General features: G+C 63.5%; 13 protein-coding genes and 1 tRNA gene. 9 read left to right on the top strand and 5 right to left on the bottom strand.

Going from position 1 to position 19,722, the window contains the following annotated elements:
• Positions 1–49: 49 nt before the first annotated feature.
• Genes ACWGTI_RS26650 through ACWGTI_RS26640 form a run of 3 tightly spaced genes read left to right on the top strand, consistent with a single transcriptional unit; the run spans position 50 to position 2,979 of the window.
• Positions 50–1,189, top strand: a complete 1,140-nt coding sequence (locus tag ACWGTI_RS26650) for an ABC transporter ATP-binding protein (protein ID WP_454589876.1) — start codon at positions 50–52, stop codon at positions 1,187–1,189.
• Between the two features lie 9 nt (positions 1,190–1,198).
• On the top strand, positions 1,199–2,164 hold the full coding sequence (locus ACWGTI_RS26645) for an ABC transporter permease subunit (RefSeq protein ID WP_454589875.1): 966 nt from the start codon (positions 1,199–1,201) through the stop codon (positions 2,162–2,164).
• Positions 2,161–2,979, top strand: a complete 819-nt coding sequence (locus tag ACWGTI_RS26640; protein ID WP_454589874.1) for an ABC transporter permease — start codon at positions 2,161–2,163, stop codon at positions 2,977–2,979. The genes ACWGTI_RS26645 and ACWGTI_RS26640 overlap by 4 nt, the downstream gene beginning before the upstream one ends.
• A 67-nt stretch (positions 2,980–3,046) precedes the next feature.
• On the opposite strand, the gene ACWGTI_RS26635 is transcribed toward ACWGTI_RS26640, so the two are convergent.
• The gene (locus tag ACWGTI_RS26635; RefSeq protein WP_454589873.1) at positions 3,047–4,900 is read right to left on the bottom strand and encodes an AsmA family protein; all 1,854 of its coding nucleotides are present in this window, start codon (positions 4,898–4,900) and stop codon (positions 3,047–3,049) included.
• 329 nt (positions 4,901–5,229) lie between these two features.
• Between ACWGTI_RS26635 and ACWGTI_RS26630 the strand changes: the two genes are divergently transcribed.
• Positions 5,230–7,188 (top strand): acetoacetate--CoA ligase, encoded by a 1,959-nt coding sequence (locus ACWGTI_RS26630; protein ID WP_454589872.1) that lies wholly within the window; start codon positions 5,230–5,232, stop codon positions 7,186–7,188.
• A gap of 258 nt (positions 7,189–7,446) precedes the next feature.
• On the opposite strand, the gene ACWGTI_RS26625 is transcribed toward ACWGTI_RS26630, so the two are convergent.
• Positions 7,447–11,445, bottom strand: a complete 3,999-nt coding sequence (locus ACWGTI_RS26625) for a PAS domain S-box protein (RefSeq protein WP_454589871.1) — start codon at positions 11,443–11,445, stop codon at positions 7,447–7,449.
• A gap of 299 nt (positions 11,446–11,744) precedes the next feature.
• Here ACWGTI_RS26625 and ACWGTI_RS26620 point away from each other — a divergent pair, with 299 nt between their 5' ends.
• From ACWGTI_RS26620 to ACWGTI_RS26610, 3 genes are all read left to right on the top strand, one after another.
• Positions 11,745–12,203, top strand: coding sequence for a phasin (locus ACWGTI_RS26620; RefSeq protein ID WP_454577444.1), 459 nt, complete (start codon positions 11,745–11,747; stop codon positions 12,201–12,203).
• 348 nt (positions 12,204–12,551) lie between these two features.
• Positions 12,552–12,628: transfer RNA gene (locus ACWGTI_RS26615), tRNA-His, on the top strand.
• Between the two features lie 176 nt (positions 12,629–12,804).
• Entirely contained in the window at positions 12,805–13,053 is a 249-nt protein-coding gene (locus ACWGTI_RS26610; protein ID WP_454577445.1) for a hypothetical protein, read from the top strand.
• A gap of 36 nt (positions 13,054–13,089) precedes the next feature.
• On the opposite strand, the gene ACWGTI_RS26605 is transcribed toward ACWGTI_RS26610, so the two are convergent.
• Entirely contained in the window at positions 13,090–14,208 is a 1,119-nt protein-coding gene (locus ACWGTI_RS26605) for a DmpA family aminopeptidase (RefSeq protein WP_454589870.1), read from the bottom strand.
• A 106-nt stretch (positions 14,209–14,314) separates the two neighbouring features.
• Positions 14,315–15,925, bottom strand: a complete 1,611-nt coding sequence (xseA, locus tag ACWGTI_RS26600; protein ID WP_454589869.1) for an exodeoxyribonuclease VII large subunit — start codon at positions 15,923–15,925, stop codon at positions 14,315–14,317.
• A gap of 154 nt (positions 15,926–16,079) precedes the next feature.
• Here xseA and ACWGTI_RS26595 point away from each other — a divergent pair, with 154 nt between their 5' ends.
• Positions 16,080–18,293 (top strand): bifunctional diguanylate cyclase/phosphodiesterase, encoded by a 2,214-nt coding sequence (locus tag ACWGTI_RS26595; protein WP_454589868.1) that lies wholly within the window; start codon positions 16,080–16,082, stop codon positions 18,291–18,293.
• Positions 18,294–18,296: 3 nt separating this feature from the next.
• Here the strand turns inward: ACWGTI_RS26595 and ACWGTI_RS26590 are convergent, their stop codons facing one another.
• Positions 18,297–19,253 (bottom strand): LysR substrate-binding domain-containing protein, encoded by a 957-nt coding sequence (locus ACWGTI_RS26590; protein WP_454577449.1) that lies wholly within the window; start codon positions 19,251–19,253, stop codon positions 18,297–18,299.
• A 176-nt stretch (positions 19,254–19,429) separates the two neighbouring features.
• On the opposite strand from ACWGTI_RS26590, the gene ACWGTI_RS26585 reads away from it, so the two are divergent.
• Positions 19,430–19,720, top strand: a complete 291-nt coding sequence (locus tag ACWGTI_RS26585; protein ID WP_454589867.1) for a DUF1127 domain-containing protein — start codon at positions 19,430–19,432, stop codon at positions 19,718–19,720.
• Positions 19,721–19,722: the final 2 nt, after the last annotated feature.

The raw sequence follows: 19,722 nt of genomic DNA, 5'->3' as shown, positions 1-19,722 counted from the left end.
GGGGCCATTCTTCTGGGGCAAGAAGCAAAAAAACAGGACGGAGTGGGACATGAAATCGCTTGGCAGCATCCGCAGGGATTTCGCGCCATGGAACGACCCGAACGCCAAGCCGTACATCCAATTCGAAAACGTCACCAAGAAGTTCGGTGACTTCACCGCCGTCAACAATCTGTCGCTGACCATTTTCGAGCGCGAGTTCTTTGCCCTGCTCGGCGCGTCGGGCTGCGGAAAATCCACTCTGCTGCGGATGCTCGCCGGCTTCGAGGAGCCAACCGCCGGCCGCATCCTTCTCGACGGCCAGGACCTGCGCGGCATCCCGCCCTACCGCCGCCCGGTCAACATGATGTTTCAGTCCTATGCGCTGTTCCCGCATATGACGGTGGAAAAGAACATTGCCTTCGGCCTCAAGCAGGAAGGCATGCCGGCGCCGGACATCGAAAAACGCGTCGCCGAGATGCTGAAGCTGGTCAAGCTCGAGCAGTTCGCCAAGCGCAAGCCGCACCAATTGTCCGGCGGCCAGCGCCAGCGCGTCGCGCTCGCCCGCTCGGTTGCCAAGCGGCCGAAAGTGTTGCTGCTCGACGAGCCGCTCGGCGCGCTCGACAAGAAGCTGCGCGAGGAAACGCAGTTCGAGCTGATGGATATGCAGCAGACGCTGGGGCTCACCTTTGTCGTCGTTACCCACGACCAGGAGGAGGCCATGACCATGGCCGACCGCATCGCCATCCTTGAAAAGGGCGAGGTGATGCAGGTCGCCACGCCCGCCGAAGTCTATGAGGCGCCTAGCTCGCGCTTCGTCGCGCACTTTGTTGGCAATGTGAACATGTTCGAAGGCAAGGTCGCCGAGCGGGCGGCAAACACCACGCGTATCACCGGCGCGACAGGCGCCCAGATCGTCGTCGAAAACAGCACCGATTCAAAGGCCGGTTCCGACATCGTCTTCGCCATCAGGCCGGAGAAGATCAAGGTAACGTCGAAGAAGCCGGCGGACGCCGTCAATGCGCTAGAGGGCGAAGTCTACGACGTCGCCTATCTCGGCGACATGACCGTCTACCACGTCAGGCTGGATGACGGGCAGATCATCAGGGCAAGCGCACTCAATGCGGCGCGCGTCACCGAGGATCCGCTGACCTGGAACGACCGCGCCTGGGTCTCCTTCCGGCCCGACGCCGGCGTTGTCCTGACGCGGTAGGTGGCGGCTATGTCCAACATCGCCATCACCGACGCCGGCCCATCGACAGCGGCCAAACCATTGCTGACGCGGCTCGGCGCCGGCTTCCTCAGCCGGCTCGTCATCATCGTTCCCTATCTCTGGCTGCTGTTCTTCTTCCTCATCCCGTTCATCATCGTCTTCAAGATTTCGCTGTCGCAGTCGGCGATCTCCATGCCGCCCTACACGCCGGTGCTCGATTTCACGGACGGCATTTCCGGTTTCTTCGCCGGCTTCCGCGAACTCAGCTTCGACAATTATGTCTGGCTGACGCAGGACGCGCTTTACTTCAAAGCCTACGTGACCAGCGTCATTATCGCGGCGATCTCGACGGTCCTGACCTTGATCGTCGGCTTCCCCATCGCCTACGGCATGGCGCGCGCGCCGGCGACGATCCGCCCGACCTTGCTGATGCTGGTGATCCTGCCGTTCTGGACCTCCTTCCTGATCCGCGTCTATGCCTGGATCGGCATCCTCAAGCCCGAGGGGCTGCTCAATCAGCTGCTGCTGTCACTGCACATCATCAATCAGCCGCTGATTATCCTCAACACCTACACGGCGATCTTCATCGGCATCGTCTATTCCTACCTGCCATTCATGGTGCTGCCGCTCTATTCGTCGCTGGAAAAGATGGATTATTCGCTGATCGAGGCGGCCAAGGATCTTGGCTGCCCGCCGACCGCCGCCTTCTGGAAGATCACCTTCCCGCTGTCGCTGCCAGGCGTCATTGCCGGCTGCCTGCTGGTGTTCATCCCGGCGGTCGGCGAGTTCGTCATTCCCGACCTGCTCGGCGGCTCGCAGACGCTGATGATCGGCAAGACCTTGTGGAACGAGTTTTTCGCCAACCGTGACTGGCCAGTGTCGTCGGCCGTCGCCGTTATCCTGCTGCTGCTCTTGATCGTGCCGATCATGCTGTTCCAGCAGGCCCAGGCACGCGCCCAGGAGCAGGACAAATGAACCCCACCTGGAGCCGCTTCAACGTCACGTCGGTCGTGCTGGGCTTTGCCTTCCTCTATCTGCCGATCGTGCTGCTCGTCGTCTTCTCGTTCAACGAATCCAAGCTGGTCACGGTCTGGGGTGGCTTCTCGACCAAATGGTATGTCTCGCTGTTCCACAATCAGGGCCTGATGGACGCCACCTGGGTGACCGCGCGTGTCGGTGTCATTTCGGCGACGGTAGCGACCGTGCTCGGCACGCTGGCGGCCCTCACCTTGACCCGCTACACCCGCTTCCGCGGCCGCATCCTGTTTTCCGGCATGGTGTTTGCGCCGCTGGTCATGCCGGAAGTCATCACCGGCCTTTCGCTGCTTTTGCTCTTCGTCGCCGTCGGTCTCGATCGCGGGTTCCTCACCGTCACGCTTGCCCACATCACGCTGACCATGTGCTTCGTCGCCGTCGTCGTGCAGTCGCGCCTGGTCTCGTTCGACCGGTCGCTGGAAGAGGCCGCGATGGATCTCGGCGCAACACCGGTGAAGACCTTCCTCCAGATCACGCTGCCGGTCATCATGCCGGCCATCGTGTCCGGCTGGATGCTGGCCTTTACGCTGTCGCTCGACGATCTGGTCATCGCCAGTTTCACCTCTGGCCCCGGCGCCACCACGCTGCCGATGAAGATCTACAGCCAGGTTCGTCTCGGCGTGACGCCGGAAATCAACGCCGCCTGCACCATACTGATCGCGGTCGTGGCGGTAGGCGTCATCATCGCCTCGGTCGCCAACAAGCGGCGCGAGGTGCAGCGTCAGCTCGACGAGCAGGCCGCGCAGCGCGGTTGATCCAGAGCAATTCCGTTCGGAGTTGCGTCAAACAAATAGAGCACGGCAGCCCCAGGGGAGGGGCTGTCTATTCGCCTGAAATGCCGCGGCTGATCGGCGAGATGAACGGCGTGCTCCAGGTGCCGCCGACGAAGAAGGACGACTGGTTGGGCCCCTGCTGGCCAATGGCGGGTGCCGCCGCCGGATCGGCCTGGGTAACGCCGCCCGACAGAGCCAGCCCGCGTCCGCCATAGGACGCGATGCCGGACAGCCAGACCTTGTATTTCGCCGAATTGGCCTCGGCCTTGTCCAACCGCGCCACGCCCTTCGTGATGGTGGCCTTGAGCTCGGCGCCGTCTATCGGCAGCGTCCCGTCCGAGACATCGTCGAGCGCGAAGAAGCCGCCCTGTTCGGTGTGTTTCAGAAACGCCGGCAAATTGAGCCCGCTCAGCGCGCCCGGCCCAAACGTAGCCGAGACCGAGCCGTCGGCGTTCTCGAAGATCGAGTCCCAGGATTTGCCAGGCCCTTTGAGAATGACCGAGACCGTGCCGGTGCTGGCCGGCACCAGCCGTGTCATTCCGGCCGCGCTGCCAAAAGCGCCGCCGTCTATATCGGAGGCGAGCAGCCGGATCTCGACCTGCGAACCCTCTGGCTTGCGGTCGAAACGCAGGCTGCCCTGGATGTTGCCACCAAAGGCCGACGCATCGGAGATATCGAAGACGGCAAGACCGTTCTTGACCTGCGCGGTGGCGGCGACGTCGGCGAGCTGGATCGCGCCGGCCGAGGCATGCGCCGCCGATAGCCTCAGATCAAGATTTACGCGGTCGGCAAAGCTGGTGTCGATCTCGCCGGGCCCGGTTTCGCCGGTCGGCGCCAGCGGCGTGAAGGCCGAGAACAGCGACCTGAGGTCGAGCGTGTCGAAGGCAAGCGTGCCCGACATCACCGGCAGGGCGTCGCCTAACGAGAAGTCCAGCGCACCCATTCCCGGGTTATTGTCGAGCGCAACCGCGGTGTTTTCGAATTTCACGCGGCCGGCGGTCGCCGTGATCTTGCTCGAAATCGAGACCGAACCGATCGCCGTACCAGGGGCAATGCCGGCCTGCAACCATTCCAGCACGCGCCTGAGCGAGGGCGCGGCGAATTTCGCCTGGCCGTCGAAATAGGCGTTTTGCGACATGCCGGCCGTGCCGTCGAACGAGAAGCTGGCCGGCGCAGCCTTAAGCGAAAAGGTGATTGGCGCAGCACCGCCGGCAAACAAAACCAGCGGATTGGCCGAGGACGCATCGACGGTTACACTCTCGCCGCGCCAGATGCCGGTCGCCGACAAGGTCGCGTTGCTGTTCATCGCTGCCCAGTTCGCCTGGCCGGACAGGCTTGTGAGCAATTCGACGTCCTTGCTGCCGATGGAAGCGACCATGCGGCCGTCCCTGAACTCCACCGTACCGAACGGATCGGTCGGCAGCTTGCTCAGATCGGGCTTGGACGGATCCGCACCGACCACGCCGCGCGCCGTGTCGATCGAGCGCGTGATGCGTCCTCCCGTCGGTACGGCGGGCAGAAACATGCCGTTTGCGGTGCGCTGAACCCGGATCGTCGGCCGCACCAGCCGCGCCGTCGAAAACACCACATCGCCCTGCAGCGCGGCCATGGCTGAAAGGTCGACCTCGACCCGTTCGGCTTCGATCACCGGCGGCGCGTCGGTCTCTGTCCACTGAGACAGCGTGACGTCGCTCAATATGGCGCGGAACTTCGGCCACACCTCGATGCGCGGCGAACCGTCAATGGTGACCCTGAAACCGCTCCATGCGCTCATCTCCCAGGCGATGCGGTCGCGCACGATCCGGGTCGAGGCAATCAGCGGCAGAGCGGCGACGACCAGCGCGATGACGAGCACGGCAACGCCGATCGCCCATATTCCGCGCCGGATCAAAGGTGATGGCATATCGCCCCGTATGCTTTCATTCCGCCAAAAATCGTCCGACGGGTGTAACCCAGCGCTGACGCATTTCAAGTCTTTATGGCTCGGCGATGGCAATTGCGCACATGTGACCGAGTTTAGCTGAACAAAATCTTGCTCTGCCGCAGGGCGATAGGCATAAGCGATGCAGCTTCAGCCTGCTACGAGGCGCGGCGTTTTTGGGACAGCGGCGCCTGTAAAGCTGGGGCTAAAGCATGTCGCCCGGAAGTGTGCAGCGGTTCCGGGGCAACGACATGCATAGAAACAAAAGCATATCAGTCTTGCGACGCGACGGGCTTCAAGGAGGATCGATCATGGCTGCCGAAGCACCGCTCTGGACCCCGACGCAAGACCAGATTGACGCAGCGCCCTTGACTGCTTTCATGAAGGCCGTGGCAGCCAAAACCGGCACATCCTTCGCCTCTTACGCCGAACTGCACCGCTGGTCGGTCGAGGATCGCGAAGGCTTCTGGAGCCTGCTGTGGGACTTTTGCGGCATTGTCGGCGACAAGGGCGAGACGGTGCTCGTCGACGGCGACAAGATGCCAGGCGCCGCCTTCTTCCCCGATGCGACGCTGAATTTCGCCGAGAACCTGCTGAAAAAAACCGGTTCAGGTGACGCCATCGTCTTTCGCGGCGAGGACAAGATCGAGCGGCGGCTGTCGTGGAACGAACTGCACCAGCTGACCTCGCGCTTGCAGCAGCTTTTCCTGTCGCTCAAGGTGAAGAAAGGCGACCGCATCGCGGCGATGATGCCCAATATGCCGGAAACCGTTGCCGCCATGCTGGCGGCTGCCTCGATCGGCGCAGTCTGGTCGTCCTGCTCTCCTGATTTTGGCGAACAGGGCGTGCTTGACCGTTTCGGCCAGATCGAACCGGTCATCTTCATCGCGCCGGACGGCTATTGGTACAATGGCAAGGCGATCGAGGTCGCCGACAAGATCGCTGCCGTTGCCGGGAAACTCGAAACCGTCGGCAAGGTGCTGATCGTCGATTATCTCGGCACGTCGCGCGACATCGCAGGGATCATCGACAAGGCCGTCGCGCTCGAAGAGGCGCTGTCACCTTTTGCCGCCAAGCCTGTCACCTTCGAGCGGCTGCCGTTCTCTCATCCCCTGTATATCCTGTTTTCGTCAGGCACCACCGGCATCCCCAAATGTATCGTCCATTCGGCCGGCGGAACGCTGATCCAGCATGTCAAGGAACACCGGCTGCATGCCGGATTGCTCGAAGGCGACCGCTTCTTCTACTTCACCACCTGCGGCTGGATGATGTGGAACTGGCTGGTGTTGGGCCTGGCTTCGGGAGCGACGCTGCTGCTTTATGACGGCTCGCCCTTTTACCCCGACGGCAATGTGCTCTTCACCTTGGCCGATGCCGAGAAGATGACCTTCTTCGGCACCTCGGCAAAATTCATCGATTCCGTGCGCAAGGCCGGGCTGAAGCCGATCCGCAGCCATGATCTGTCGAGCGTACGGGCGATTTCCTCCACCGGCTCGCCGCTTTCGCCCGAGGATTTCCGCTTCGTCTATGAGGGCATCAAGAGCGACGTCCATCTGGCCTCGGTCTCGGGCGGCACCGACATCGTCTCCTGCTTCGTGCTCGGCGTGCCGACGCAAGCTGTCTGGACCGGCGAGATCCAAGGGCCCGGCCTCGGCCTTGCCGTCGATGTCTGGGATGATGACGGCAGGCCGATCCGCGGTGAGAAGGGCGAACTGGTCTGCACCAAGGCGTTTCCGTCGATGCCGATCGGTTTCTGGAACGATCCCGAGGCCAAGAAATACCAGGCGGCCTATTTCGAACGCTTCGACAATGTCTGGTGCCATGGCGATTTCGCCGAATGGACGGCGCATGGCGGCATGATCATCCACGGCCGCTCCGACGCGACGCTCAATCCGGGCGGTGTGCGTATCGGCACGGCGGAGATCTACAACCAGGTCGAGCAGATGCCGGAAATCCTGGAAGCGCTGTGCATCGGCCAGGATTTCGACAATGACGTACGCGTCGTGCTGTTCGTGCGGCTGGCCGCCGGCGTGACGCTGGACGAGGACCTGGAAAAGCGTATCCGGGCCAAAATCCGCACCGGCGCCAGCCCGCGTCACGTGCCGGCAAAAATCGTTGCCGTCACCGACATTCCGCGCACCAAATCCGGCAAGATCACCGAGCTTGCGGTCCGCGACGTCGTGCATGGCCGCGCCATCAAGAACAAGGAAGCGCTGGCCAATCCGGAGGCGCTGGAGTTGTTCAAGGATCTGCCGCAACTGGCGGAGTGATCGCCGCCGCTATGGTTAACGAGATATGTCGGTCGAATTTACCTAGATTTCACGAGTGGTACACATTCGTAAATTTTTTGGCCGGCCGGTAAGGAGTTGTTAAGGCCCGGCGTCGATAGTCGCACGTAACTTGAGGGAGAAATCCCGTTCCTCGTCCCCTGAGGACCAGATTCGCTCAAGCCCCCGTTGTGACAGCAAAATCCCTTTAAGGCGTCCTGTTGGACGCCTTTTCTTTTGCCGGCTCAGGATCGATCGACCCTATTCAGCCAGCACCCGCGTCGACGGGAAGGCCACCTCGACCAGTGTGCCTTCGCCCGGCGTAGAGGTGATGGTGAAGCGTGCGCGGTTGGCCTCCACCATCGCCTTAGTCAGCGGCAGGCCGAGACCGGTGCCGTCACCGCGCCCGCGCTTCAGGGCGTTGATCTGCTTGAACGGCTTCAGCGCCTGCTCGATCTCGGCATGGCTCATGCCGATGCCGGTGTCGCGCACCCGCATGACGACATCGCCGGAGGTTTCATAGGCGGTCGACACGATCACCTGGCCGCCGGCCTGCGTATAGCGGATGGCGTTGGACAGGATGTTGAGCGCGATCTGGCGCACGCTTCTGAGGTCGGCGACCACTTCCGGCAGACGCGAAGCGAAGCTGGAGCGGATGATGACGCGTTCGCGATTGGCCTGCGGCTGCATCATCGCCACCGTCTCGGCCAGCGTATCGTTGAGCGACACCGCCTCGTAGTCCATTTCTTGCTGGCCGGCCTCGATCTTCGAGATATCGAGCAAATCGTTGACGAGGTCGAGCACGTGGTTGCCCGAGCGGTTGATGTCGCGCAGGTAGTCGCGGTAGCGGTCATTGGCGACCGGGCCGAACTTCTCGTCCACCATCAGCTCGGAAAAACCGATAATGGCGTTGAGCGGGGTGCGGATCTCGTGGCTGATGCGGGCGAGGAAATCTGTCTTCTGCGAGGAGGCGCGCTCGGCCACGGCTCGCGCCTGGGTCAGGTCCTCCTCGGCCCGCTTCCACTGCGTAATGTCGCGCACCACGGCGCAGAAGCCGCTGTCGTTGGGCAGCCGGCCAATGGTCATGAACAGCGGGATGAAGCGCCCTTGTGACTCCCGCCCGATCACCTCACGGCCGTCATTCATCACGCTCGCCACGCCGGGTTCGGACAGGCCGTTGAGATAGTCGCGCGCCGCGCGCTGGCTTTCGATGGCAAACAGCGAGGCGAACGGCTTGCCGGTCACCTCGTCGCTGTCGAAGCCGAACAGCGCCTCGGCCGGCCGGCTGATCGAGCGGATGTCGCCGTCGCGGCCGATCAGCACCACGCCATCGGTCGCGGTGTCGATGATGGTGCGCATTTCGGCGATGCGCGATTTGAGCTCGGAAACGTCGGGCTGCGTCTGTTCCGCGCCTGCCATAGGCGCGACCATCGGCGCCTCGTCCTCGCCGGTGCGCCGCACCACCAGCATCAGCGCCTTGCCGGCCCGCCACGGCACCGAACGCAAAATGGCCTCGATCGGAAATTCCTGGCCCTCGCGCGTCTTCAGCCGCAGCGCGTGGTCGCTTTCATCGGCCGCCTCGGAGTAAGGGTCGGCAAACAGGGCGTCGAGGCCGCCGGCGTCGCTCAGGTCCTCGAGCGTGTCATAACCGGTCAGGCCGAGGAATTCCTCATTGGCGTAGTGAAGCTCGTCGCCCGAATGGATAAGCAACGGCACCGGCAGTTTGCCGAGGATCGACGTGTCCGGCGCTTTGTGTTCGTCTCCGGCCGAAAATGCCGAAGGCACGAACCCCTCAAGTTTCAGCGGTGGCACCTTCAGGCGCGGCGGTTCTGCCGGCACTGCGTCTGCATCGCCGGCCTTGTCCCCGTCCTCCGCGGCCGAACCGGTCGTCTCGTCGGCCGTGGCCCAATCCTCATTGTCCTCGGCATCGCGGAAATCGGCCGACGTCATGCTGTCGTCTTCACCGGCATCGGCCGGCGTCTCGGCAACGGCCGGCTGTGCCTCTACGGCCTGGACGATCTCCTGAGCTTTCGTCTCATCCGGTTCGGAAACCGGCGCCGGTTCCCTGTTGGAAGACGTTGCTTCGGGACTTTCTCCGGTGACGGAGCCTGGTTCGGGATCGGCATAGTCGAGTAGCGAGCGCGAGACTGTCGGCGCCTTCGCCTTGCCTGCTTCGCTGCCCGCAATGACGTCGCTCGGCCGCGCGCCGTCGAGCCGCGCCAGATCCTTTTCGTCCTCGGTATCGCTTTCCGGCGGTTCGGCCTCAGCCGCTTCGCTTTCGGTTGCGATTGCCGATGGTTCAGCCGCGGCAGCCGGGCCGGCCTCGTCCAGGCTGGAGGTCTCGGCGGGTTGCTGGGCTGGCGCGGCCGTTTCAGCCTGGACCGCCACGGCGTCATCCGGCTTGGGCTGATCTGCCATGGCGTGGTCGGGCCCGGCCTGCTCCGGCGCGACCTGACCTGGCTTGGCAGGTTCGGCCTGCTCGGTGGTCTCAGGCTGTTTCGGCGGGGGATTGTCCTTCTTCAGCCGCTCGCCGATCTCGCGGAAAGCGCTGCGCTCCAGCGTCGACAACCCCTTGTCATTGGCGGGCTGGCGATGCTCGGCCAGCCGGATGACCTTGTCGGCGAAACGTCGTTCCTGCTTCGGCACGATGGTCAGTGCGGGCACTTCGCCCTCGAACGGATCGGCCGCCTTGGGAGTTTCCGCCACGGTCTCGTCCGGGGCTGCCTCGGCTGCTACCGGTGGCGCGCCATTGGGAACCAACGCCATGCCGAGCGCTTCCGGGTCGACCACGGCATCGCTGGCGCGGGCGACGCCGAAACCGCGAAACCCTTCGAAGGCACGGCTGCGGCCGTAGACGGGGAGTGCGGCCAGATCGACCGGGATCTTCAGGTCGGTGCCGGCAACCGGCCACAGCACCGAGCGGCCCGACCAGGTGTCGCGCCGTTCGAGCAGGCCGGCGATCTCGCCCGAGGCATCGAGGCCGAACGTCGTCGCAACGTCCTTGAACCGGCGGCCGATCACGTCGGCGGCCGGCTTGCCGACAATGTCGGCGAATTCTGGCGACAGCGCGCTGAATTTACCGTCAGCGTCGGTGCGCCAGACGAAACGCAGCGGCGGCGCCGAACGGTCGATCTCGCGGGCGGCAGGAGGCTCGGTCGGTGGGGCCGCGTTAGCGGGCAGGGCGGACGAGGCGGCAGCAGCGCTGTCGGGCTGCGCATTATCGGCCCCCGATTCCACCCCGGCTTGTCCAGGGCTGTCCGGCTCACTTGCCTGCGGCTCTTCGCCGGCATGGAAGTACCAATGATCATGTTGCGCTGGCGCGCTGTCGTTGGCCGCCTTCTCGCGGCCGGTCGTCTGCTCGCGATCGTCTGCCTTTGTGCCGGTTGACGTCGAAGCATCATGTTCGGTCGCAGCCGGAACTGTCTCCACGACGTCCGGCGCGGCTGTGACTGATGCGACCTGATTCCCGCTTGCTGTGGGTTGGTCAGCTACCGCATCCGCCGTGACTGCGTCCGCTGGGGCGGCTTGCGTCGGGCCCGCGTCCTGCCCAGCTGCAACAGGCTCGGCATCCAGTTCACCGACGGGATTTTCCTCACCGAGCTGATCCTCGTCGATGACCACCAACAAATGCCTGGTATCGGTCAGGCGGGCGAAGCCGGCCGGATAGGAATTGGTGCCACCGGGGACCAGCCGCTTGACGATGCGGTCGTCCTGGCTCGCCACGTCGGCGACAAGGGCAGCCAGCGTCTCAGGCCGGATGGCGAGCCCGGCAAAACCATCCGAAGCCGCCTCGACCGTGCCGGCGGCGTCGACGAAGGCGATGAAATGGCCGTCTTCGGTAAAGCCGCTGATGGCGCGGGCCGCAATCTCGGCGGCATTGCGCGAGCCGGTCTGCGCCGCCGGCACTGCCAGCATGATAGCGCTTTCGCCGTCCGGCATCGTCACCGCGCTGGCCAGGAAGCCGGCGGCGCGGCTGGTCATGCCGGTTGCCAGCCGCACCGTGATGGCGCGGTCGCTGCCGATCTTCGGGAAGCCGGCGGTCGCCATGATCTGTCGCCTGGCGATCAGCGGCAGCTGTGCCGAAGCGCCGATGATGGTTTCGATATCGGGATAGCCGAACACCGCCGCGCCCGGCCCGTTGGCCCAGATCACCTGTTCGAGGTCAGCCGACAGGATCGCGATCGCGTCGCCGGCGGCAAAGCGCTGGCGGACCGCGTCGAGCACGGCGACATCGAGGAAAGAGTAGTTCTCGGAAGGCATGCGCTTGGCGGACCCTTTCGGTAAAACCTCTTGGCGAACCTACAAGGCGGGCAATTTGGAGTTAACGCTTTATTAATAAAAGCCCGCGCGGCGAAGGTCCACAAGCCATGGCGGAAAGCAGATGGAATCTCTGGCCTCTTGGTTAACGGCCCTTGGGTAATGCCTGGGGGTAACGTATGGGAAGAAATTTATGGTGCACTGCAACAAAGATATTGCATCGCACAAAAAAACCGCTATATTGCCATCATACATGAACGAGACGGCTTTTTGTCAAAGCCGCTACCCCGAAAGGATGGATAATGACCAAGGCCAAGACCGCTGAGACCATCGAAAACGTTGAATTCCCGAGCTTCGACGCTTCCAAGGCGACCGACCAGATCCGCGCTTTCGCCGAAAAGGGCGTTGAGCAGTCGAAGGAAGCCTACACCAAGCTGAAGACCGGCGCCGAAGAGACCCAGAAAGTTCTCGAATCGACTTTCGAGACCGCCAAGGCCGTTTCCAGCGACCTGTCGCTCAAGACGATCGCCGCTCTGCGCGCCAATGCCGAAGCCGGCTTCTCGCACCTCGAAGCCCTGATCGGCGCCAAGTCGCTGTCGGAAGTCGTCGAGCTGCAGACCGCCTTCCTGCGCAAGCGCGTCGAGACCACCGTCGAGCAGGCCAAGGACTTCCAGGCCGTTGCTTCCAAAGCTGCCGAAGACGTCTCCAAGCCGGTCAAGACCGCTTTCGAGAAGGCCCTGAAGGACATCAAGGCCGCCTAATAATTACGCACAACTCTACGATGCATCAAAACGTCGCATTTCGTCAGACAAATAGATGTGCGATAGAGTTGTTCAGTGAATACCCGGCGAGTAGAACCTCCTCCCTCTGCTCCCCGGGGTGACCAGCCAGCACCTCCTCCCGCTGGCTCGTAACAGGAAAAGGCCGGCACCTCCTCCCGCCGGCCTTTTCTTTTGCCCGCTGAAAAGCGGTGCCCGTTCGAGGAACCGGACTTTGCCTTATCAAAGGCCTTGAATTAGACTCTGATAGACCGTATTGGACGCATCGCCGAACGACAGAGCGGATCTCGGAGAATGAATTTTTCACCACGATCTGGCTCGGGCGAACGTGCCGTTGTAGCTCAGATGGTTAGAGCGCCGGATTGTGGATCCGGAGGTCGCTGGTTCGATCCCAGCCAACGGTACCACCATATCAAACAATCAGAACGTGCTCCTTGAACCCTTCCTTTCCTCCGGCTCTGTGGACCTTGGACAAGATCAGCTTGCCGGGGGAAGCCGACTCGGTTGGAATGGGAGTATGCATCCTTTGCCGGATGCAGACGTTTACGATTACCAACCGGCATAGCCGCTAGGGAATGGCAGTATGAGTGAACATGCGATCGAGTTCTTGCGCGAGTGGATTGGCGACCATTGCCAGCATTCGCCGGTAAAGACCGAAAAGCAGGCCGAAACCCTCGCCAGGGAATGTGCGGCCAAGGCGGCTGAGGCCGGTATTCCCCTGGAGGACATCCAGGAAGAAGTCGGCGACATCCAGGAACTGATCGCTTCGCGGCTCGAAGAGGCGGCCGAGGCCGATCAGGGCAAAGCGAATTCGGACAAGCCGTCCGAATGACGTCTCTTGCCCGGCCGCACGAGCCGGGCTCAGCATCTATCCAAACCGATCCTTTAGCCATGCTTTCGGCAGCGCCGGCACGAAATTGCCGTCGCGCCCGCTCATATCCTCATTGGCGACCAAGGCGTTGAGGATTGCCTCCTCCACGCCTTGCACAACGGCGTCGAAGAACGGGTCGATATCGACATCCGGGATGTAATCGGCGCTTGCCGTCTGTCCTGACGGCGCAAGTGCTGCTTGTGGATTGGCCGTCGTGAAGGCCAGGAAGATGTCGCCCGAACTGTGGTAGCCGAAGCCGCCGGTCATCGCGATGCCGAGCGGCACACGCCTTGCCAGCCGCTTCATCTGATGCGGCAGGAACGGCGCGTCGGTGGCGACGATGGCAATAATCGAGCCCTTCTCAGCGCGCTGCGTGCCTTCACGGATCGCAGGCTCCACCAGATCGGACCCGACGCGCGCGCCGCGCAGCGTGAAATTGCGCCGCTTGCCGAAATTCGCCTGCACGAACACGCCGACCGTATGCCTGATACCTTGCCATTCGACGATGCGCGACGCCGTGCCCGAGCCGGCCTTGAAGCCGAAGGCGATCATGCCGGTGCCGCCGCCGACGCTGCCTTCCTCGATCGCTCCGCCCGTAGCTCCGTCGAGCGCGGCTTCGACATGTTCGAAGCCGACATGATGGCCGTTGATGTCGTTGAGGAAGCCGTCATAGGTTTCTGCCGCCACTGGCAGGCCCCAGCCGCTGTCGAGTGCAGCCGGCAGCACGCGCTGCATCCAGCGCAGCGTGCCGTCACGGGTGACGCCGCAGGAATGCGTGTTGGTGATGGTCACCGGCAGGTTGAAGGCGCCGACCTCCTCGATAATGTGCGAGCCCGTCAGCTCGCCATTGCCGTTCTGGCTGAACACGCTGGCAAACACCGGTGTGGCGAGTTCGACCAGCGGTCGCGGCAGGATGGCGGTGACGCCGGTGCGCACCGGCCCCGTACCGACATCGAGCGGCCCATCGCCTGAGATCAGCGTCGCGTAGCCGACGCTCACACCGGGCACATCGGTGATGGCATTGAAGCGGCCCGGCATGCCGTCAAAGGCAATGCCGAAAGTGCGGGCGCGCGGTTTGCCGGCCGGCGTTTGAAGATGCGGGTCGTATCCGGTCATGCCGTCCTCCAGAGCAATCTAGGAAAATGCGAAGCGGTTTTCCGTCCGGAATGCATCAAGACAACAGATAGAGCGGTTCGTCGTTTCTGAGAAACGATGAACTGCCCTAGAATAGCGAGCCCTGATTGCCCGGTTCTTTTGGTTTGCTGGGAGCCGCCTTGGTGGCCGCGGGCTTGCTGGCAAGTGGCGAGGCCGCCGGTTTGGCGACTGCCTCCGGCTGCCCCGTACCGCCGGTCGCAACCGCATCCGTAGTGCCGTCGGCGAACTCGATTTGCAGCGCCGCTCCAGGCGCTATATCCGCCGCCAGCTTGATCACCGCGCCTTCTGCGTCTTTGACCAGCGCGAAGCCGCGCGCAAGCACCGCCTTGTGCGACAGCGTCGCCAGCAACCGGTCGGCCTGCGTCAATTGTCCGCGCAGCCGGTCCAGCCGTCGCGACACCGCCTGGTGCTGACGGCGCGTCAGTGCGGCCAGCGCGTCCGCCTGCAATTTCTGCCGCCTGGCGATCGGCGCCGGCGATAGTCTTGTCGACGTACGGGAAAAGCGCGATCGCCGTTCGCGCACGATGGCGAAGAACGCCGCCTGCGCGCGGGCAAGGTCGCGGCCGGTCAGTGTGCGTGCCTCGTTGATGCGCCGCGACAGGGTAGCCGGCGTCAGCCGCTGGCCCTGCAGCTTGGTCCGCTTGCGCTCGATGCTGACCGACAGCGCCCGGCCGAGCCGGCTGGTAGCCTCGTCCAGGCGCCGGCGCGGCAGCGCCAGCAACTGGTCGGGCGAGGGCAGTGCGCGGGCGGCTGCACGGGAGGCCTGCCGCTTGCGTTCGAAATTGCGCAAGGTGGCCGCCTTGAGCCGTGCGCCAAGACTGGCAAGCGTCGCTTCGAGGTCCGCTTTCACCGGCACCGCGATCTCCGCGGCACCCGTCGGCGTCGGCGCCCGCATGTCGGCGACGAGATCGATCAGCGTCCAGTCGGTCTCATGGCCGACGGCGGAAATAATCGGGATGCGTGAGGCTGCGACCGCGCGCGCCAGCCCTTCATCGTTGAACCCCCAGAGATCCTCGAGGCTGCCGCCGCCGCGCGCTACGATCAGAAGATCGGGCTGTGCAATGGCGCCATCCCAGGCCAGCGCGTTGAAGCCGTTGACGGCGGCGGTCACTTCCGCGCCCGCCGTCTCGCCTTGCACCCTGACCGGCCAGACCAGCACATGCAGCGGAAAGCGGTCCTTGATGCGGTGGATGATGTCGCGGATGACCGAACCCGTCGGCGAGGTGACGACGCCGATGATGCGCGGCATGAACGGCAGCCGGTGTTTGCGGCCGGTATCGAACAGGCCTTCGGCCTGCAGCCGCCGCTTGCGCTCTTCCAAGAGCGCCATCAGCGCGCCGGCGCCGGCAGGCTCGAGATTGTCGATGACGATCTGGTAGTTGGATTTGCCGGGATAGGTCGTGAGCTTGCCGGTGGCGATCACCTCCATCCCTTCCTCGGGACGAAATTTCAGCCGGCTCATCGTGCCCTTCCAGACCACGGCATCGAGCCGCGCGCGATCGTCCTTCAGCGTGAAATAGGCATGGCCGGAGGAGTGCGGCCCGCGATAGCCCGAAATTTCGCCGCGCACCCGCACATGGCCGAAGACATCCTCGACCGTGCGTTTCAGCGCGCCGGAAATCTCGCTCACCGTATATTCGGTGGCGTTGGTGCGTGATTCGGATGCCGCGTCGCTCATCGGCCGATTGGGGGACGGTTTGTCAGCCCGCGTCAAGGGCGCTGCAATAAGGCCGTTGCAATCATTGCCGGTTTCATAACGCGATCTTAAGGCGGATTTGATTGGCTCTGCGCAGGGAAAAATGGCTCACGACGCAAAAGATGGCCCAAGACGCATGAGCGCACGCGCGCACCGCAGCCCGTTGACGGTCCAGGTCACCGTGACGGTGCTGACGCTTGCCGTTTTTGCGCTGGCAATGGTCGTCGGTTTCGGCCTCTACGCCACCATGCAGGCCGACCGCGTTTCGCTCGAGCGGCAGAAGATCTTCTTCGCCAACGGCCTCCAGGATCAGATCGCAACGGTGGAGCGTGAACAGGAAAGCATCGCTGTCTGGGACGACGCCGTCACCAATGCCAAGGCCGGCAATCAGCAGTGGATGGTCGAGAACATCAGCGTCTGGATGTATTCCTATTACGGGCACAACCGGGTCTATGTGCTGGACGACGCCAACCGCCCGATCCATGCGATGCGGGAGGGGCAGGTGGTGGCGCCGGCCGCCTATGACGAGGACGAGCCCGCGCTGCGGCCGATGATCGTCAGGTTGCGCCAGCTGATCGGCGCGGCGGATGCAAACCAGGCCGGCGATCCGGCCAAACTGGTCGCCGAAGATCTGGTGTCGCTCGGGGGCAAGCCGGCCATCCTCAGTATCATGCCGCTGGTGCCGAGTTCGGACCGGCTCACCCAGGCGCCCGGCAGCGAATATCTCCATGTTTCCGTGGAGTTCATCAACGACGTCGTGATAGGCAGGATCGCTGAAAAATATCTGCTGGCGGGCGCGCATCTGCTGCCGCTGTCGCAGCCGGTCGGCTCGGCCGCCATTCCGCTGCGTGATTCGCGTGGCGTCATCCTGGGCTATATCGGCTGGGACCAGGAACGGCCCGGCCTGACGCTGGTGCGCAAGGCCGGCCCCGCATTGATCCTGGCAGCGCTGCTCGCTGCTAGCGTCCTGGCATTCCTTCTCAGGCGCCTGCGCCGGGCCTCGTCCGCGCTGCAGACCAGCCAGGACCAGGCACAATATCTCGCCTTCCACGATACGCTCACCGGCCTTCCCAACCGGGCGCTGTTCGAGGACAGGCTGCGGCGCGCCTTGCTCACCACCGGCCACGAAACCGGCAAGGTGGCGCTGCTTTACCTCGACCTCGATCGCTTCAAGCATGTCAACGACACGCTCGGTCATCCGGCCGGCGACGAGCTTGTGCGCCAGACCGCCGCCAGGCTCCAGCTCATCACCCGCGAGGTCGACACTGTGGCGCGGCTCGGCGGCGACGAATTCGCCGTCGTCCTGATCGATGTCCGCGATGTCAGAAGTGCGGAGGATGTTGCCGACAGGCTGCTGCAAAAGCTGCAGGAACCCTTCAAGCTGATGGACGATCAGGTCTTTGTCAGCGCCAGCATCGGCATCGCGCTGTCGACCGGGCCCGATGCGGAGGCCGACGACCTGTTGCGCAAGGCCGACATCGCCCTCTACGAGGCCAAGAAGAATGGCCGTAGCCGCTACCAGGTCTTCGCCGGCGATATGGACGATCTGTTGCTGCGCAAACGCAAGGTCGAAAGCGCGCTGCGCGAGGCGCTGGCTGGCGGGACCGACATCAAGCTCGCCTATCAGCCGGTTTTTGGCACTGACGGCAGAAAGATCCTCGGCGCCGAGGCCCTGATCCGCTGGGGCCACGAGGTGCATGGCGCACTGCCGGCGGCACAATTCATAGCCATCGCCGAAGAACGCGGCATGATCGGGCAACTCGGCAGATGGGTGTTGCTCGAAGCCTGCCGCTTCGCCGCCGGCTCCGCATTGCCCTGGATAGCCGTCAACGTGTCGCCGCTGCAGTTACGTGATTTCGGTTTCGCCGACGAGGTTGCCTCGATCCTTGCCGAGACCGGGCTGGCGCCGGAACGCCTGCAGATCGAAATCACCGAAAACGTGCTTCTCGAAAACAACGATGCGACCAGGACGGCGCTGGCGGCTCTGCGCCAGTCGGGCATTGGCATCGTGCTCGACGATTTCGGCACCGGCTATTCGTCTCTGAGCTATTTGCGCCGCCATGCCATCGACAAGCTCAAGATCGACCGTTCCTTTGTGCGGCTTCTCGATGGCGACGGAAGCCCGGTGGCGATCGTCAAGGCGCTGATCGACCTTGCCGTCGCGCTTGGTGTCGAAGTCACCGCGGAAGGCGTCGAAACCGAGCAGCAGAAGGCGCAGCTTGTCGGCATGGGTTGCCACCAGCTGCAGGGCTACCTTCTGTCGCCGCCGCTCGAGCCGGCGCAATTGCTGGCTTTAGCGGACCTGTCGTCAGGCGGCGATGCTGGTGAGCAGACGGCCGCCCGCGCCTGATTGTTACCAGCCCGGCAGGATCTGGTTCGGCTTGGTCCGCTTCATCTTGGCGAAGGCGAGCGCGGCGAAGTCGAAGCTGCCCGCCTCATCGCCGAGCGGCACCGAGATGTTGTCGAGGCTTTCCGAGATATGGCGGGCCAGAGCGTCGACGATCTCCGGCCGCGAGGTCTGGCCGCGCATGATGCCGATGCGGCAGTCGGGCAGCGCGCCGAAACCGTCGGCTTCGCCCAGCACCCGCATGCCGGGCCTGAGCGCACATTCCGGCAGCACCGAGATTGCCAGCCCGGACAGCACCGCAGCGGTGATGACGGTTGCCGAGAAGCTGGTGAACAGGATGCGATAGTCGCGGTTCTGCCGGTCGAGTACATCGACGGCGGCGCGCCGCCAGATGCAATTCGGCCGGCCGAAAGCCATTGGCAGGACTTCCTGTTCATGCGTGGCATGGTTGGCCGAGGTGACCCACAGAAGCGGTTCGCGGCGAACCACTTCCGACTGGCCGCGCGTGTCGTTGTGCGTCACCAGCGCCAAATCGAGATTGCCTCGCTTGATATGCTCGACCAGCCCCGGCGTCGGCTCGCAGATGACGGTCAGCTCGACACGCGGGTTGGAGCGCGTGAAGCGCGCCATGATCTCGGGCAGGAAGCGGTCGGCATAGTCGTCGGGCGTGCCGATGCGGATGGTGCCTTCGAGCCGCCGGTCATCGAAGGCGGCCAGTGTCTCGCGGTTGAGATAGAGCAGGCGCCGCGCATAGGAGAGCAGCTTGTCGCCTTCCTCGGTCAGCCTGTTGGTGCGGCCGTCCTTTTCGAACAGCGGCTTGCCGATCCGCTCTTCCAGCCGGCGCATCTGCATCGACACCGCCGACTGGGTGCGAAGCACTTCCTCGGCCGCGCGGGTGAAGCTGCCGGTATCGGCAATCGAGATGAAGGTCTGCAACTGGTCGAGATCGAGTGGCGCTTTCATCGGTCCAATCCATCACTAGCGTTGATGCTAAAGATTAGAAACATTCGTTGGATTAATCAATCGTGTCATGGCAAATTCGGATTGTCCACATGAATGCATGTGAATCGAGACCGGAACGGCGCTTCTCCAGGCGCTGTTTGCCCGGCTTCGTCCGCTCGACTCCGAAGGAGACTGACATGGCTACGTATGATTTCGCCACCGAGACCTCGCGCATAACCTCGCGTCCGGCCGTTGCGACGCGCGTGGCCAATGCTCTTCTCAACGCGTTCCAAGCCTGGAAAAATCGCCGCGCCTTCTATCGCCTTGGCGAGATGTCGGACGCCGAGCTTGCCGATATCGGCCTGACGCGCGCCGACCTCCATGTTGCCATCGATGTGCCGTTCGGCGGTGATCCGACCGTGAAGCTGCGTGCGATCGCGAGCGATCGTGTCGACACGATCGAAAATCTTGCCCGCCAGGTAGTGTGATA

Source organism: Mesorhizobium sp. ArgA1 (genome assembly GCF_053714375.1).
This window is presented reverse-complemented; position numbering and strand designations above follow the sequence as displayed.